At 67.6% G+C, this 13,764-nt stretch carries 13 protein-coding genes; 3 read left to right on the top strand and 10 right to left on the bottom strand.

Annotation, left to right across the window (positions count from 1 at the left end; all coding sequences use genetic code 11):
• Positions 1-408 precede the first annotated feature (408 nt).
• The 3 genes from ACTOWJ_RS28205 to ACTOWJ_RS28195 all read right to left on the bottom strand — a co-directional run bounded on the left by ACTOWJ_RS28205 (position 409) and on the right by ACTOWJ_RS28195 (position 4,015).
• The gene (locus ACTOWJ_RS28205; RefSeq protein WP_441337962.1) at positions 409-2,442 is read right to left on the bottom strand and encodes an acetyl/propionyl/methylcrotonyl-CoA carboxylase subunit alpha; all 2,034 of its coding nucleotides are present in this window, start codon (positions 2,440-2,442) and stop codon (positions 409-411) included.
• A gap of 289 nt (positions 2,443-2,731) precedes the next feature.
• On the bottom strand, positions 2,732-3,121 hold the full coding sequence (locus tag ACTOWJ_RS28200) for a VOC family protein (protein ID WP_441337961.1): 390 nt from the start codon (positions 3,119-3,121) through the stop codon (positions 2,732-2,734).
• A gap of 111 nt (positions 3,122-3,232) precedes the next feature.
• Positions 3,233-4,015, bottom strand: coding sequence for an enoyl-CoA hydratase/isomerase family protein (locus ACTOWJ_RS28195; protein ID WP_441337991.1), 783 nt, complete (start codon positions 4,013-4,015; stop codon positions 3,233-3,235).
• A gap of 132 nt (positions 4,016-4,147) precedes the next feature.
• Here ACTOWJ_RS28195 and ACTOWJ_RS28190 point away from each other — a divergent pair, with 132 nt between their 5' ends.
• The 3 genes from ACTOWJ_RS28190 to ACTOWJ_RS28180 are packed head-to-tail and all read left to right on the top strand — an operon-like array spanning position 4,148 to position 6,594.
• A complete protein-coding gene (locus ACTOWJ_RS28190) occupies positions 4,148-4,396 on the top strand; it encodes a FeoA family protein (RefSeq protein ID WP_441337960.1) in 249 nt (82 codons plus the stop codon).
• Positions 4,393-6,348, top strand: a complete 1,956-nt coding sequence (feoB, locus tag ACTOWJ_RS28185; protein ID WP_441337959.1) for a ferrous iron transporter B — start codon at positions 4,393-4,395, stop codon at positions 6,346-6,348. The genes ACTOWJ_RS28190 and feoB overlap by 4 nt, the downstream gene beginning before the upstream one ends.
• 3 nt (positions 6,349-6,351) lie before the next feature.
• On the top strand, positions 6,352-6,594 hold the full coding sequence (locus ACTOWJ_RS28180) for a DUF6587 family protein (protein WP_441337958.1): 243 nt from the start codon (positions 6,352-6,354) through the stop codon (positions 6,592-6,594).
• A 9-nt stretch (positions 6,595-6,603) separates the two neighbouring features.
• Here ACTOWJ_RS28180 and ACTOWJ_RS28175 read toward each other — a convergent pair whose 3' ends face one another.
• The 7 genes from ACTOWJ_RS28175 to ACTOWJ_RS28145 form a co-directional block, all read right to left on the bottom strand.
• Positions 6,604-6,939 (bottom strand): hypothetical protein, encoded by a 336-nt coding sequence (locus tag ACTOWJ_RS28175; RefSeq protein WP_441337957.1) that lies wholly within the window; start codon positions 6,937-6,939, stop codon positions 6,604-6,606.
• A gap of 75 nt (positions 6,940-7,014) precedes the next feature.
• Positions 7,015-7,554, bottom strand: coding sequence for a hypothetical protein (locus ACTOWJ_RS28170; protein ID WP_441337956.1), 540 nt, complete (start codon positions 7,552-7,554; stop codon positions 7,015-7,017).
• A gap of 38 nt (positions 7,555-7,592) precedes the next feature.
• A complete protein-coding gene (locus ACTOWJ_RS28165; RefSeq protein WP_441337955.1) occupies positions 7,593-7,967 on the bottom strand; it encodes a hypothetical protein in 375 nt (124 codons plus the stop codon).
• Positions 7,964-8,611 (bottom strand): bactofilin family protein, encoded by a 648-nt coding sequence (locus ACTOWJ_RS28160; protein ID WP_441337954.1) that lies wholly within the window; start codon positions 8,609-8,611, stop codon positions 7,964-7,966. The genes ACTOWJ_RS28165 and ACTOWJ_RS28160 overlap by 4 nt, the downstream gene beginning before the upstream one ends.
• A 256-nt stretch (positions 8,612-8,867) precedes the next feature.
• The gene (locus tag ACTOWJ_RS28155; protein ID WP_441337953.1) at positions 8,868-10,427 is read right to left on the bottom strand and encodes a hypothetical protein; all 1,560 of its coding nucleotides are present in this window, start codon (positions 10,425-10,427) and stop codon (positions 8,868-8,870) included.
• A complete protein-coding gene (locus tag ACTOWJ_RS28150) occupies positions 10,424-12,115 on the bottom strand; it encodes an Hsp70 family protein (RefSeq protein ID WP_441337952.1) in 1,692 nt (563 codons plus the stop codon). The genes ACTOWJ_RS28155 and ACTOWJ_RS28150 overlap by 4 nt, the downstream gene beginning before the upstream one ends.
• 35 nt (positions 12,116-12,150) lie before the next feature.
• Positions 12,151-13,761 (bottom strand): carboxyl transferase domain-containing protein, encoded by a 1,611-nt coding sequence (locus tag ACTOWJ_RS28145; RefSeq protein ID WP_441337951.1) that lies wholly within the window; start codon positions 13,759-13,761, stop codon positions 12,151-12,153.
• Positions 13,762-13,764 lie beyond the last annotated feature (3 nt).

Genomic DNA, 13,764 nt, shown 5'->3' with positions numbered 1-13,764 from the left:
GCCCAACAGCGCGGCGACGACGACCGCGATCGTGCGTGGTGCGCCCTGTCGGATCGACGCGCAAGCTGCGTGCGTCGACCGGCCGCGAAGACCGATATCGCAGTCGCCTGCACGGTATCGGGCGCGCCCGTGAGCTTGGTGGGTATTCGACGAAGCGCCGCAAGGCGGCCGGGCCGGGTGTGAGCGCGAACGGAAACGTAACGGCATGGAGCCTCCTTCCTTGGAACGCATGGACCGGGGCCGCGGATGTTTTCGCGGTCATGGAATCCGGCGCTCCCAGCCGGGCGTGCATCGTTTGCGGGGTAATGTTTCGCCCGGATCGCCGGCCGAGTCAACAGGCCGGCGATGCGCGGGTGTGGTCCGGTAAACGAAGCCGCGGCGCGACGACGCCCCCAGCAGTTCGGGCGGTCAGACGATCTCCAGCGTCGCCAGCACCGCGTCGGCCTCGACGAAATCGCCGGCGGCGGCGCGGATCTCGGCGATCTTGCCGGCGCGCGGCGCCTTCAAGCTCAGCTCCATCTTCATCGCCTCGATCACCATCACCTCTTGACCGGCCTCGACCGTGTCGCCCGGCGCGGCCTTGACCACGACCACGCGGCCGGGCATCGGCGCGTTGACGCTGTTGCCCGAACCGGCGGCGGCGCTGCTTTCGTGGCGGTACATCGGCACCGCGTCCAGGCGCAGGCGGCGTTCGCCGTCGTGCATCACCACGCGTTGGCCGTCGCCGAGCGCGCTCAAGCGGCGCGCGCGGCCGTCGATGCGCAGGCTCAGTTCGCCATCGGCCAAACGCGCGCCCTGCACGGTATACGCGGCCGCATCCAGGGCCGGAATCTCGATGCGGTATTCGCCGCCGCTGCCGTGCGCCTGCAGTTCCAGGCGCTCGTCGCGGCGCAGGAAGGCCAGGCTGCGGCGGCCGCCATGGCCCAGACGCCAGCCGTCGGCGATCGCCCATGGCGAAGTCGGGTCGTTGGAGGCGCCGGCGTCTTCGCGGGTGCGCTGTTCCTGGGTCAGCAGTTCGGCCACGGTCGCGCCGATCAGCAGATCGCGGTCGCCGGCCTCGTCGGGATTGGCCGCCGGCATGAACTCGTCCAGATGCCGGTCCAGATAACCGGTATCGATGGTGCCGCCGACCACCGTCGGATGCCGCGCGAGCCGTTCGAGGAATTCGATGTTGGATTTAGGCCCGACGATCTCGCACGCCGCCAAGGCGCCGCGCAGCCGCGCCAGCGCGCGCGGACGATCGCTGTCGAACACGATCATCTTGGCGATCATCGGATCGTAGAAGATCGTCACCGTGTCGCCTTCGATCACGCCCGAATCCAGCCGCACATGGGCATCGGCGGGCGGCAGGCGCAGACGTTCGAGCTTGCCCGAACCCGGCAGGAAGCCGGCTTCGGGATCTTCCGCGTACAAGCGCACTTCGATGGCGTGGCCGCGCTGCACGATCGCCTCCTGCGCCAGCGGCAAAGGCTCGCCGGCGGCGACGCGCAACTGCCACTCGACCAGGTCCTGGCCGGTCACCAGTTCGGTCACCGGATGCTCGACCTGCAGCCGCGTGTTGATCTCCATGAAATAGAAGCCACCCGGCTTTCCATCAGCATCTTGTCCGACGATGAACTCGACCGTGCCGGCGTTGACGTAGTCGATCGCGCGTCCGGCCAGCACCGCGGCGGCGCCCATCTGCGCGCGCAATTCCGGCGTCAGGAACACCGACGGCGATTCTTCCAGCACCTTCTGGTAACGGCGCTGGGCCGAGCATTCGCGCTCGTTGAGGTGGATCACTTGTCCTGCGGCGTCGCCGAAGATCTGAATCTCGATGTGGCGCGGACGTTCGACGTAACGCTCCAGCAGCACCCGGTCGCGGCCGAAGGCGTTGCGCGCTTCGCGCTGGCAGCTTTCCAGATTGGCCAGGAACTCGTCGCTGTCGCGCACGATGCGCATGCCCTTGCCGCCGCCGCCGTGGGCGGCCTTGATCATCAGCGGATAGCCGATGGCGTCGGCCTGGCGGTGCAGATGCGCGGGATCCTGGTCTTCGCCGGTGTAGCCCGGCACCACCGGCACGCCGGCGGCCTGCATCAGTTCCTTGGCGCCGGCCTTGCTGCCCATCTTGCGCATCGAGGCGGCCTTGGGGCCGATGAAGGCGATACCGGCAGCCTCGACCGCGTCGGCGAAATCGGCGTTCTCGCTGAGAAAGCCGTAGCCCGGATGAATCGCCTGGGCGCCGCAGTTGCGCGCCACCTCGATGATCGCGTCGCCGCGCAGATAGCTGTCGGCCGGGCGCGGGCCGCCGATCGGATAGGCTTCGTCGGCCTGACGTACGTGCTGGGCGTCGGCGTCGGCCTCGGAATAGACCGCGACGGTGCGGATGCCCAGCTTGCGGCAGGTGCGGATGACGCGACAGGCGATTTCGCCACGGTTGGCGATCAGGATCTTATCGAACATGGATTGCATCGCAGGTCGGGGCGCGGCGGCGCATGGAAAGGGAAACGCTCGGAACCGGTCGCGACGCCGGGCGGCGGACGCGATCGGTGGATTCTCGCCGAAGCGCGGGCAGTGTGTCGCCTGATCGCCCGGCCAATCGCGCACGATAGCGCGACAGTGGCCGCGTTTGCGTGACTTGCTGGTGCGATGAGGCTGTCCATACGGCGCAGTGCCGAGTGTCCGCGGCGGTTGCGCGCCGCGCGGGAGGCGACACGCCCGCGACTGAACGGCGCGATGGCGATGCGGAGATTCAATCGACCGACACGCGGCACACCGCTTCGATGTTGTTGCCGTCCGGATCGAACACGAACGCGCCGTAGTAATCGGGCGAGTAGTGCGGGCGCAGGCCCGGCGCGCCGTTGTCGCGGCCGCCGGCGGCCAGCGCCGCGGCGTGGAAAGCGTCGACCTGTTCGCGCGAACGTGCGCGCAGCGCGATGTGCGCACCGCCGCAGACGCGCGCGCCGGTGCCGATCCAGAACGCGGGTTCGTGCGGCGGACCGAAGGCGTGGCCCTCATAGCCGCCGGTGCGTTCCTTATCCAGCGACATCACCAGGCCATAGCCCAGCGGCGCCAGCGCGCGCTGATAGAAGTCGTGACTGCGTTGCAGATCGGAAACGGCGAAGCCGAGGTGATCGAACATGACGGGCTCCGGTGGCGGGGCGCGGCGGGGCGGATGGGGGAGTGTCGGTGCGGACCGCGGGAAAGCCCATGCCGACCGGTTCCGGCTTTTGCCGTAGCGATGGGCTTGGGTTTACGCGGTCCAACTTGGTTTGCGCTTGTCCAGGAACGCCGACAGGCCTTCCTGGCCTTCGGCCGACACCCGCAGCGCGGCGATCAGCGTGGCGTTGTCGGCATCGAGCCTGGCGCCGTCGCGTTCGCCGGCGACCCGGCGCACCAGCGTCTTGGCCTGGGCGGCGGCGTGCGGGCCGGCCTTGAGCAGCAGGCCGATCTGTTGCTGGATCGCCGCATCGAGTTGCTCGGCCGGCACCACGTCATGCAGCAGGCCGATGCGATGCGCGGTGGCGGCATCGAAGATTTCCGCGCTGGCGAACCAGCGCCGCGACTGGCGCGCGCCGATCGCCTCGATCACGTAAGGCGAGATCACCGCCGGCAGTAGTCCGAGCTTGCTTTCGGTCAGGCCGAACTTGGCTTCCGGCGCGGCGATGGCGATGTCGCAGCAGGCCACCAGGCCGACCCCGCCGCCGAAGGCCGCGCCCTGGACCCGCGCCAGGGTCGGTTTGGGCAGTTCGTTGAGGGTGCGCATCAGCCGGGCCAAGGCGAGGGCGTCCTCGCGGTTCTCCGCCTCGCCGGCCGCGGCCATGCCGCGCATCCAGTTGAGATCGGCGCCGGCCGAGAACGAGGCGCCTTCGCCTTCGATCACCACTACCCGCACGCCGTCGTCGGCGGCGACCGCGTCCAGCGCGCCGGTCAGTGCGGCGATCAGCACGGCGTCGAATGCGTTGTGCAGCTCGGGGCGGTTCAGGCGCAGGCGGGCGACAGGACCTTCGCGCAGGCTCAGCAGCGGGTGGCTCATCGGCATGGGCGGGAGTTTGTTGGAGTTGGCGGATGATACCGTTCAGCCTGCCGCATCCGCCCCTGTACCGCGGTCGGTGCTAGAATGAGAACAATTCCCATTTGGGACGCCACCCGTCGTGGAAGCCACCTCTTGAAGCTGTCCGAATTGCCGCGTCGCACCGCGGCCACGGTCGAATCCGTCGATGACCACACGCCCAACGACACCATCGCCAAGCGTCTGCGCGAATTGGGTTTCGTCGGCGGCGAGCGGGTCGAAGTGATGGCGAGCGGCCCGATTTCCGCCGAACCGCTGTTGGTGCAGATCGGCTACACCCGTTTCGCCCTGCGCCGCAGCGAAGCCGCGCGCGTGCGGGTCAAACCGCTGGAGCCGCAGGCATGAGCGCCGTCGCACCCGCCATCGCCGCATCGAAAGATCAATCCGCCGCGCCGATGCGCGTGGCCCTGGTCGGCAATCCGAACTGCGGCAAGACTGCGTTGTTCAATCTGCTGACTGGCAGCCGGCAGAAGGTCGCCAATTACGCCGGCGTCACCGTCGAGCGCAAGGAAGGCCGGTTGCACGCGCCCTCGGGTCGCGATTTCGCCGTGCTCGATCTGCCCGGCGCCTACAGCCTCAGCGCCGCCAGCCTGGACGAGGCGGTGACCCGCGATGTGCTGCGCGGGTTCTACCCCGGCGAACGCGCGCCCGACGTGCTGTTGTGCGTAGTCGATGCGACCAATCTGCGCCTGCATCTGCGCTTCGCGCTGGAACTGCGCGAACTCGGCCGGCCGATGATCGTGGCGATCAACATGATGGACGCGGCCAAGCGCCGCGGCATCGACATCGATCTGGCTACGCTGGAACGCGAACTGGGCGTGCCGGTGGTGCCGACCGTCGCGGTCAAGCGCCACGGCGCGCGCGAGCTGGTGGCGACGCTGGAGCGGGTCGCTTCGTCGCCGCGCGAACCGCACGAGCCGCGAGCTCACCTGCCCGAAGGCGCCGATCTGCACGCCGAAACCCGGCGCCTGCTCGAGCTGACGGTGAAGATGCCCACCCGCACCGCCAAGATCGACGATGCGCTCGACCGCTGGCTGCTGCATCCGGTGCTGGGCCTGGTGTCGCTGGCGGTGGTGATGTTCCTGATCTTCCAGGCGGTGTACGCCTGGGCGACACCGTTGATGGATGCGATCGAGGCCGGTACGGCCTGGCTCGGTGAATCGGCCAACACCCTGCTGTCGCCGGAGGGACCGCTGCGCGGTCTGCTGTCGGAGGCGACCTTGCGCGGACTGTCCGAGGGTCCGCTGCGCGGCCTGCTGGTGGACGGCATCATCGCCGGCCTGGGCGGGGTGATCGTGTTCCTGCCGCAGATCCTGATCCTGTTCGCCTTCATCCTGGCCTTGGAAGAATCGGGCTATCTGCCGCGCGCGGCGTTCCTGCTCGACCGGATGATGGCCGGCGCCGGTCTGTCCGGGCGTTCGTTCATTCCGCTGCTGTCGAGCTTCGCCTGCGCGATTCCCGGGATCATGGCCACCCGTTCGATCCAGGACCCGCGCGATCGCTTGGCCACGATCATCGTCGCGCCGCTGATGACCTGCTCGGCGCGCCTGCCGGTGTATGCGCTGCTGATCGGCGCCTTCATTCCGCAGCAGAAAATCTGGGGCGTGCTGAACCTGCAGGGCCTGGTGCTGTTCGGCCTGTACATGGCCGGCATCCTCAGCGCGCTGATGGTGTCGTGGGTGATGAAGAAGTGGCGCCGCGACAAGAGCGAGCACGCGTTGTTGCTGGAACTGCCGTCGTACCGCATTCCGCATCCGCGCGATCTGCTGATCGGACTGTGGGAGCGCGCCTGGATCTTCCTGCGCCGGGTCGGCGGCATCATCCTGGCGCTGACGATCCTGCTGTGGGTCTTGCTGAACTTCCCAGGCCCGCCGGAAAACGCACCGCTGCCAGCGATCGACTACAGCTTCGCCGGCCGCATCGGCCATGCGATGACCGCGATCTTCGCGCCGATCGGCTTCAATTGGCAGATCTGCATCGCCCTGATTCCCGGCATGGCCGCGCGCGAAGTCGCGGTGTCTTCGTTGGCCACCGTCTACGCCGTGGCGGCCGCTGACGACGATGCCGCGGCGCAGGCGCTGAACCCGATCATCACCGACGGCTGGTCGATGGCGACCGCGCTGTCGCTGCTGGTGTGGTTCATCTACGCGCCGCAATGCCTGTCCACTCTGGCCACGATCAAGCGCGAAACCGGCTCGTGGAAGCAGGTGGCGATCAGCGCCGGTTACCTGTTCGGACTGGCGTATCTGGCGTCGCTGTTGACCTATCAGGTCGCCGTGGCGCTGGGGGCGGGTTGAGCGATGGACGCCGGACTGCTCGCGCAATACGTGGTGATCGCGATCGCGGTGCTGGTCAGCATCGTGGTGGTCGCGCGCAAGCAGTTCCCCGGCGGCGTGCGCCGGCTGCGCATCGCCTGCGCGCTACCGCTGGTACGCGAAGGCCGGCCGCAATGGCTGCGCAATCTGGGCAAGCGTATCGCGCCGGCGCCGCGCGCGGCCGGGCCCAACTGCGCCGGCTGCGACAACTGCGGGCCGTCGGACTGAGCGCGGCGGTCAGTCCCGCGTCCCGCGCCGTCGCCAACACCACGCGATGAGCGAACAAAACAAGAAGTAACCGGCCGCCAGACCCGGCCAGCCCTGATCGAGCAGGTAACGCCAGCGCCAGTTTTCGACATCGCGCCGGATCTGTTCGACCGAAGCGAATGCCGCATCGTGCGCGTCGGGCATCTGCACGCTGAGCCGGCAACACAGGCCGACGATCGCCACGGTCAGCGCCAACGCCAGCGTCCATCGCCATCCGACGCCGGCCTGGAAACAGTACCGGCGCAAGCCGACGATCAGCATGATCGCCCATGCGAACAGCGGCAACAAATACAGCGGCTGGATCATCGAGGCCCGCCGGGGTTCCGAGTTACGAACGAGCCTGCCATGCGCCCGCGCCCCACGCCAGACCCGTGTCGGCAATCAGCGCTCGCGTTCCTGCATGTAGCTCAGCGCGTCGCGCAGATGGCTCAGGGCCTCATCGCGATGGACCTGCGGACACTCGTCGGCGAAGCGGCTGCCGCCGTCGCCCAGGGTCAGGTAGGCGGCGACTTCGTTATCGCCCCACAGAAAATCCAGAATCACGATGAAATCGTCGGCGCCGGGATCGGAGAACGCTGCCGCGCCGCGCAGGGGCGTGAGCAGATGCAACATCTCGTGGTAGTTCTCCGAGGCTTGCAGCATCGCGATGCGCAGGGTGCGGCGAAGTTCGTCGTATTCCACCGGCGGCGTGCCGGTCCAGGGATCTTCGCGCCAGGCCTTGATGACATCGGCCACGGTGGCCGCGTTCAGCTCGGTGAGCATCTGCGGTACGACCCGGGCATCGCCGGCCATGGATTGGCGATCGAACCAGCTCTGCCAATCGTCGAACGAGGCCGGCCGCGCCGGCGCCGAGTTCATGAAGGCTTCGTATTGTTCGTGGCTCAGGGTGAATCGTGCGTACAGCGAAGCGGGTTCCGACATCGGGGGGATCCTTTCCTATGACACCGGCGCGCCGCCGCTCAGCGGCGCAACCGGCCCTTGTTCGCGGCCTTGTATCCGACCGCTTCGAACGCTTCGACCGAGAGGGTGAAGGTGCGCTCCTCGCCAGGGAACAGCGCGCCCACACCGACCACCTGGCGGGTGATCTCCTCGCCGCGGTCGTTCTTGATCGATAGAACCATCGAGTATTCCCAGGCGCCGTCGCTGGGAGGATGGCGAATCGTGCCTTCTACGTGCAGCGGCGAAAATCGTTTCGCCGTTTGCGCGTTTGCATCGGAATCGAAACGCAGGTGATGGCGGCACGCAGGGCAGACGCTCGCGGTTTCGAGAATCGTCGCCTTGCAGTGTGGACACACGCGCGTCGCCCCGGGCATGCCCTGGCGAACCGCGCTCATGAGTCGGCGCCGGTCTCCGTCTTGGCGCCGTTCTTATCGCCCTTGTCGGACTTGTCGCCGCCGTTCTTGTCGGCGCCACGGTCGGACTTGCCCGCATCGTTGCGCGCGACCGACTTGCCGCTGTCTTCCCAGCCGAACTCGACCTGGCCGCGCACGCGTCCGCCGGCCGCGACGGTGACCACGCCGGCCTTGACGTCGCCGACCACCACGCCGCTTTCCAGCAGCTCCACTCGCTGTGCCGCCTCGATATTGCCTTCCAGCTCGCCGGCGATGACGACCTTGCGCGCGCGCACGCCGCCGTTGAGCTTGGCGCCCAGTTCCACGGTCAGATCGCCGTCGACCTGCACGTCGCCCTTGAAGCGGCCGGCGATGCGGATATGGCCGGCGCCGTGGATCTTGCCCTCGATCGACAGATCCGAGGCGATCAGCGATTCCTTGAGCGCGGGTTGCTCGGCCTGGCGCGGCGCGGGGGCCGGAGCGGGCGTGGGTGTGGGCGCGGCGGCGATCGGCGCCGGCGGCGCGGAAGCCTGGCCGAAGGAGAATTCGTTGGCGGTATCGGGTTCGCGCTTGAGCGCAGTCTCCGGCTGCTGCGGCGGCAGCGGATTGTCGCGCTTGGGCGGGGCGGGCTGGTTGAAGATAGCCATGACGCGGTGTTCCTCAGGTCGGGGGATCAGGTGATGACACGCGTGAACTTTGGAGCCTAACACGCTGATACGAAGCGCCCACTGTGATGCATCTCACCAATCCGAGTTACGGAAAAAAGCGACTCCAGTTCAGTTTTCGCAGGCAGCGGCGCGATTGGGAAATGCCACGGTCCGGCGCGCATTCATCCGAGCGCGCCGCTTCCTTGATGGCAAAAATAATTCAGAAGTTTTTCAGGACGATGAATGGGGTGAGGCGTTACTCGGTGATTCTGAGGAGCCCATAAAGCCCCGCCGCCGCCAGCGCTCCCGTGACATACCAGAGCCAGCCGGCCCGCTTGCGCGCATGCGCCAGCGAGAGCCCCTTGATCCGCGCATAAAGCAGATCGTGCAAGAAGATCAAGCCGATCACGACGATCGCCATCGAGGCCGATTGCGTCCACGAGCCTAGCCAGGAGTAAGCCAGCGTAGCCAGCGAGGGCGCTCCGGCGAGAAAGCAGTATTGCGCCGCGCCTTCGGGCCGCCCATCTCGTTGGGTTGTCAGGATCATTCCGATTACGAACGCCGCAACACCGGCCCAGACAGGATGCGTCTGGGCCAGCCATACGATACCGACCAGCGCGATCAGTCCGAGCGCCACGCGGCGATAGGTGTCTGGCGAGAGCTTGGGCATCCAGCGCAGACTGCCGGCCTGCGCCGCTGCCCATCCCAGCCACAGCCCGAACACGGTGGCCAGATTTACCAGTGGCTCGGTGATGGTTTCGCGCGCCAACGCGCTCAGTACGCCGGTTATCAGGAAGTAGTAGAGCAACGTCCGCGTCGCCGCGATCGAGATGCGCATCAGGCTCAAGCGCCGTGGCGAGGTCGCATCGCGCCAGAACGCGACAGCTCGCTCGTCCAGGCGCGAGGCGGCGCTACGCTGGTCGATGCGCTCGAGCGCGTCGAGAATGGAGATCAGTCGCGACGGTAGCAGCACGGTGAGCGCGATGAAGCATCGACGCAGTACATGCAAAGGTTCCATCAACTCGCGCAGCAGCATCCGGTCCACCGGCTTGGTCCGCGGCGATTGCAGTACTTGCACGGTCTGTTCGAACTGACGCGCCGATTCGGCGCGAACGTGCGCTTCGTGCACGTGCTCTTGCGCCCAGCCGTCATGTGGGCTCACCACATCCAAGGAAAAAACATCCAACACCACTGCCAACGCCTGCGGCGATAGCGGCGGATCGATCCGGTTGAGCATCTGCGCGACCGGGCCGCGCAAGGCCTGGGTCAGGTCCAGCGAGTACAGCGGTTCCAGACCGCGCAACCAGCGGCCGAGTTCGGCGGGCGGTTGATTTTCGGCGCGCTGCGCCAGTTCGTCCAGGAAAGCGCGCAGGTCGAAGCGGACGGAATAGTCGTCGACGTCCTGTTCGGCGTTTTCCGCTTGAGCATCGTCGGATTGGCGCTGAAGCGATTCGTCGCGAATACAGTCGGGCGGGGCCGATTCGTGATCCGCGGATGGTTCGACGGGGCCGGGTAGGGCATTGGCGACATCGACGGCCGGGTTGCTCGAGTCTGCATCAGCATCGGCCGGCGTGAGCGCATCCGTCCGGCCGATAGCATCGGCCTCGGCCTCGGCCTCGGCCTCGGCCTGCGCCTGGTCCGCCTGTTGCCGATGAAACGCCGCAAACGACAGGCAATGTCGATACGCCTCGTTGAGCGCCTGGAATCCCACCGGATCCTCGTCCGGACGCGTGCGCTTGAGTTCGCGCGCGTAGGCGCGCTTGATCTGCGCCTCGTCCGCGTCCTCGGACAGGCCCAGCCGCGCGAACGGGCTCATGAGTAGGCCTGGGCTTCGATCGCATCCAGGAGGCGCGCGAACTCGCCGCGGTGCTCGGCGATCAGGTCGCGGTCCTGCAGATCGAGCACGCCGCGGAAGCGCACCAGCGCGCCTTGCAGATCCTCGCGCGCCCACAGCAGTTCCTCGTACAGGCGCTCGGCACGCGCGACCAGGACGATGTTCTCCTGTTGCTCGCGCGGGTGCACCTTGATCGCCGACAATGCCGCCAAGCGTTCGCGGATCTGCTCCGGGCTCATCGCGCCGGGGCTCTTTTCCAGCACCACTTCGCGCTTGAGGCCGGTCGCCAGCGCCAACACTTCGACCTGCAGCAGGCCGTTGATGTCGTAGGTGAAACGCACGTCGATCGGGTTTTCATCGCGGCGCTTGGCCGGCAGATCGATCGAGACCGTGCCCAGGCGCACGTTGTTCTCCACCCGCGGGCTCTCGCCCTGGTAGATCTCGATCTCGACCGCGCGCTGCTGGTCCTGGGTCGGGTAATAGCGCTCGACCCGGCTCACCGGCACGGTGCTGTTGCGGTGGATGATCGGCGAGAACACGCCGCTGGTGTAGCCGCTCTGCGATTCGCGGCTGGTGTTGACGCCCAGCGTGTGCGGGCAGACGTCGGTGAGGATGATTTCCTCCAGCGACTGATCGCGCGCCTTCATCCCGGCGGCGACGCAGGCACCCAGGCCGATGGCCTCGTCGGGATTGACGTGGCGCAGCGCCAGACGCCCGAACATGCGCGAGACCAGTCGCGCGCACAGCGGCATGCGCGAGGCGCCGCCGACCAGGACGATTTCGTCGAGTTGGCCGGGGCTGAGCTTGGCGTCGCGCATGGCGCGTTCCAGCGGCGCGCGCAGGCGCTGCACCAACGGTTCGCAGATGCGCGCGAAGCCGGCTTCGTCCATGCGCCAGGCGCGTTGTTGTCCGGCCAGCGGCAGTTCCAAGGCGACATCGCCGCCGCGCGCGAGGTCGTGCTTGAACGCCCCGATGCGTCGTTCCAGGGTCGCCAGTTCGCTCAGCGACAAATCGCTCGCCGCCAGCGAGTGCTCGCGCAGGAACGCATCGAGCAGCGCGGCGGAGAAATCCTCGCCGCCGAGGAAGTTGTCGCCGGCGCTGGCGTGCACTTCCATCACGCCTTCGAACAGTTCCAGGATCGAAACGTCGAAGGTGCCGCCGCCCAGGTCGAACACCAGGTAGCGGCCGCCGCCGTCGCGCTGCTGCAGGCCGTAGGCCAGCGCCGCGGCGGTGGGTTCGTTGATCAGGCGCTCGACCTTGATCCCGGCCAGTTCGCCCGCGATGCGCGTGGCTTTGCGCTGGCCGTCGGAGAAATAGGCCGGGACGCTGATGACGGCCTCGGTGATCGCGCTCCCGAGGTCGGCCTGCGCGTCGGCGATCAGCGACTTGAGGATCAGCGCCGACAATTCTTCCGGGCGGAAGCGGTGTGAGCCGAGCGCGGTGACGCGGTCGCTGCCCATCCAGCGCTTGAACGCGGCGACGCTGCGCTGCGGATGCGAGACCAGCCGCTCGCGCGCGGCGCGGCCGACGATGATCCGATCCTCGTCGTCGACGCTGACCACCGAGGGCGTCAGCAACTCGCCCAGTGCGTTGCGGATCAAGCGCGGACCGTCGGCGCCGTAGACGCCGATCAGCGAATGGGTGGTGCCGAGGTCGATGCCGACGATCATGCCGAGAACTACAGTCCGTTGCGGTTGAACCAAGCTTACATGCGGAACACGCCGAAGCGGGTGCGATCCTCGATCGGCGCATTGAGGCTGGCCGACAGCGCCAGGCCGAGCACGCGGCGGGTGTCGGCCGGGTCGATGATGCCGTCGTCCCACAACCGCGCGCTGGCGTAGTAGGGGTTGCCCTGGCTTTCGTACTGATCGCGGATCGGCGACTTGAAGGCTTCTTCTTCCTCCGGCGTCCACACCTTGCCGGCGGCTTCGATGCCGTCGCGGCGCACGGTGGCCAGCACCGAGGCGGCTTGTTCGCCGCCCATCACGCTGATCCGCGCGTTCGGCCACATCCACAGGAAGCGCGCGCCGTAAGCACGGCCGCACATGGCGTAGTTGCCGGCGCCGAAGCTGCCGCCGATCACCACGGTGAACTTGGGCACGTGCGAGCAGGCCACCGCGGTGACCATCTTGGCTCCGTCCTTGGCGATACCGGCGTTCTCGTATTTCTTGCCGACCATGAAGCCGGTGATGTTCTGCAGGAACACCAGCGGAATGCCGCGCTGGTTGCACAGTTCGATGAAGTGCGCGCCCTTGAGCGCGCTCTCGGCGAACAGGATGCCGTTGTTGGCGACGATGCCGACTGGATAACCGTGGACGTGGGCGAAGCCGGTGATCAAAGTCTTGGCGTAGCGCGCCTTGAATTCCTGCAGGTCGCTGCCGTCGACGATGCGCGCGATGACTTCGCGGATATCGAACGGGCGGCGGGTGTCCTTGGGCACGATGCCGTACAGCTCGTTGGCCGCGTACAGCGGCTCGCGCGAGGGCTGCACGGCGACCGGCAGGACCTTGCGGCGGTTGAGGTTGCTCACTATCTCGCGCGCGATCTGCAGCGCGTGGCGGTCGTCTTCGGCGAAATGATCGGCCACGCCGGACACGGTGGTGTGCACTTCGGCGCCGCCGAGGGCTTCCGCGTCGACGACTTCGCCGGTCGCGGCCTTCACCAGCGGCGGGCCGCCGAGGAAGATCGTGCCTTGTTCCTTGACGATGATCGATTCGTCGCACATCGCCGGCACGTAGGCGCCGCCGGCGGTGCAACTGCCCATCACCACGGCGATCTGCGGGATGTTCTCCGCGCTCAGCCGGGCCTGGTTGTAGAAGATCCGGCCGAAGTGTTCGCGGTCCGGGAAGACCTCGTCCTGCAGCGGCAGGAACGCGCCGCCGGAGTCGACCAGGTAGATGCAGGGCAGGTGGTTCTCGCGCGCGATCTCCTGCGCGCGCAAATGCTTTTTGACCGTCATCGGGAAGTAGGTGCCGCCCTTGACGGTGGCGTCGTTGGCGACGATCACCACTTCCTGGCCCTGCACCCGGCCGATGCCGGCGACCATGCCCGCGCCCGGCGCGGCGTCGTCGTACATGCCTTCGGCGGCGAGCGGGGCGATTTCCAGGAACGGCGAGCCCGGATCGAGCAGGGCGGCGATGCGATCGCGCGCGAGCAGCTTGCCGCGTTCGGTGTGCTTGGCCCGGGCCTTGTCGCCGCCGCCATGCGCCGCGCGCGCCAGGCGCGCATCGAGTTCTTCGACCAGGGCCTGGTGGTAGGCGACGTTGTCGCGGAAATCTTGCGAACGCGGGTCGAGCTGGGAAGTGATCGCGGGCATTGC

Origin of the sequence: Lysobacter sp. CA199, assembly GCF_052078715.1 — a bacterium.
Lineage (GTDB): Bacteria > Pseudomonadota > Gammaproteobacteria > Xanthomonadales > Xanthomonadaceae > Lysobacter.
Note: the sequence above shows the minus strand (reverse complement) of the source record. Positions and strands in the feature narration are given on the sequence as shown.

Excerpts from the sequence above, each read along its gene's own strand:
- ACTOWJ_RS28175 (WP_441337957.1), bottom strand. The coding sequence starts at position 6,939 with ATGATCCAGCCGCTGTATTTGTTGCCGCTGTTCGCATGGGCGATCATG.
- ACTOWJ_RS28155 (WP_441337953.1), bottom strand. The coding sequence starts at position 10,427 with ATGAGCCCGTTCGCGCGGCTGGGCCTGTCCGAGGACGCGGACGAGGCG.
- ACTOWJ_RS28205 (WP_441337962.1), bottom strand. The coding sequence starts at position 2,442 with ATGTTCGATAAGATCCTGATCGCCAACCGTGGCGAAATCGCCTGTCGC.
- ACTOWJ_RS28145 (WP_441337951.1), bottom strand. The coding sequence starts at position 13,761 with ATGCCCGCGATCACTTCCCAGCTCGACCCGCGTTCGCAAGATTTCCGC.
- ACTOWJ_RS28170 (WP_441337956.1), bottom strand. The coding sequence starts at position 7,554 with ATGTCGGAACCCGCTTCGCTGTACGCACGATTCACCCTGAGCCACGAA.
- ACTOWJ_RS28180 (WP_441337958.1), top strand. The coding sequence starts at position 6,352 with ATGGACGCCGGACTGCTCGCGCAATACGTGGTGATCGCGATCGCGGTG.
- ACTOWJ_RS28150 (WP_441337952.1), bottom strand. The coding sequence starts at position 12,115 with ATGATCGTCGGCATCGACCTCGGCACCACCCATTCGCTGATCGGCGTC.
- ACTOWJ_RS28165 (WP_441337955.1), bottom strand. The coding sequence starts at position 7,967 with ATGAGCGCGGTTCGCCAGGGCATGCCCGGGGCGACGCGCGTGTGTCCA.
- feoB (WP_441337959.1), top strand. The coding sequence starts at position 4,393 with ATGAGCGCCGTCGCACCCGCCATCGCCGCATCGAAAGATCAATCCGCC.
- ACTOWJ_RS28195 (WP_441337991.1), bottom strand. The coding sequence starts at position 4,015 with ATGAGCCACCCGCTGCTGAGCCTGCGCGAAGGTCCTGTCGCCCGCCTG.
- ACTOWJ_RS28160 (WP_441337954.1), bottom strand. The coding sequence starts at position 8,611 with ATGGCTATCTTCAACCAGCCCGCCCCGCCCAAGCGCGACAATCCGCTG.
- ACTOWJ_RS28200 (WP_441337961.1), bottom strand. The coding sequence starts at position 3,121 with ATGTTCGATCACCTCGGCTTCGCCGTTTCCGATCTGCAACGCAGTCAC.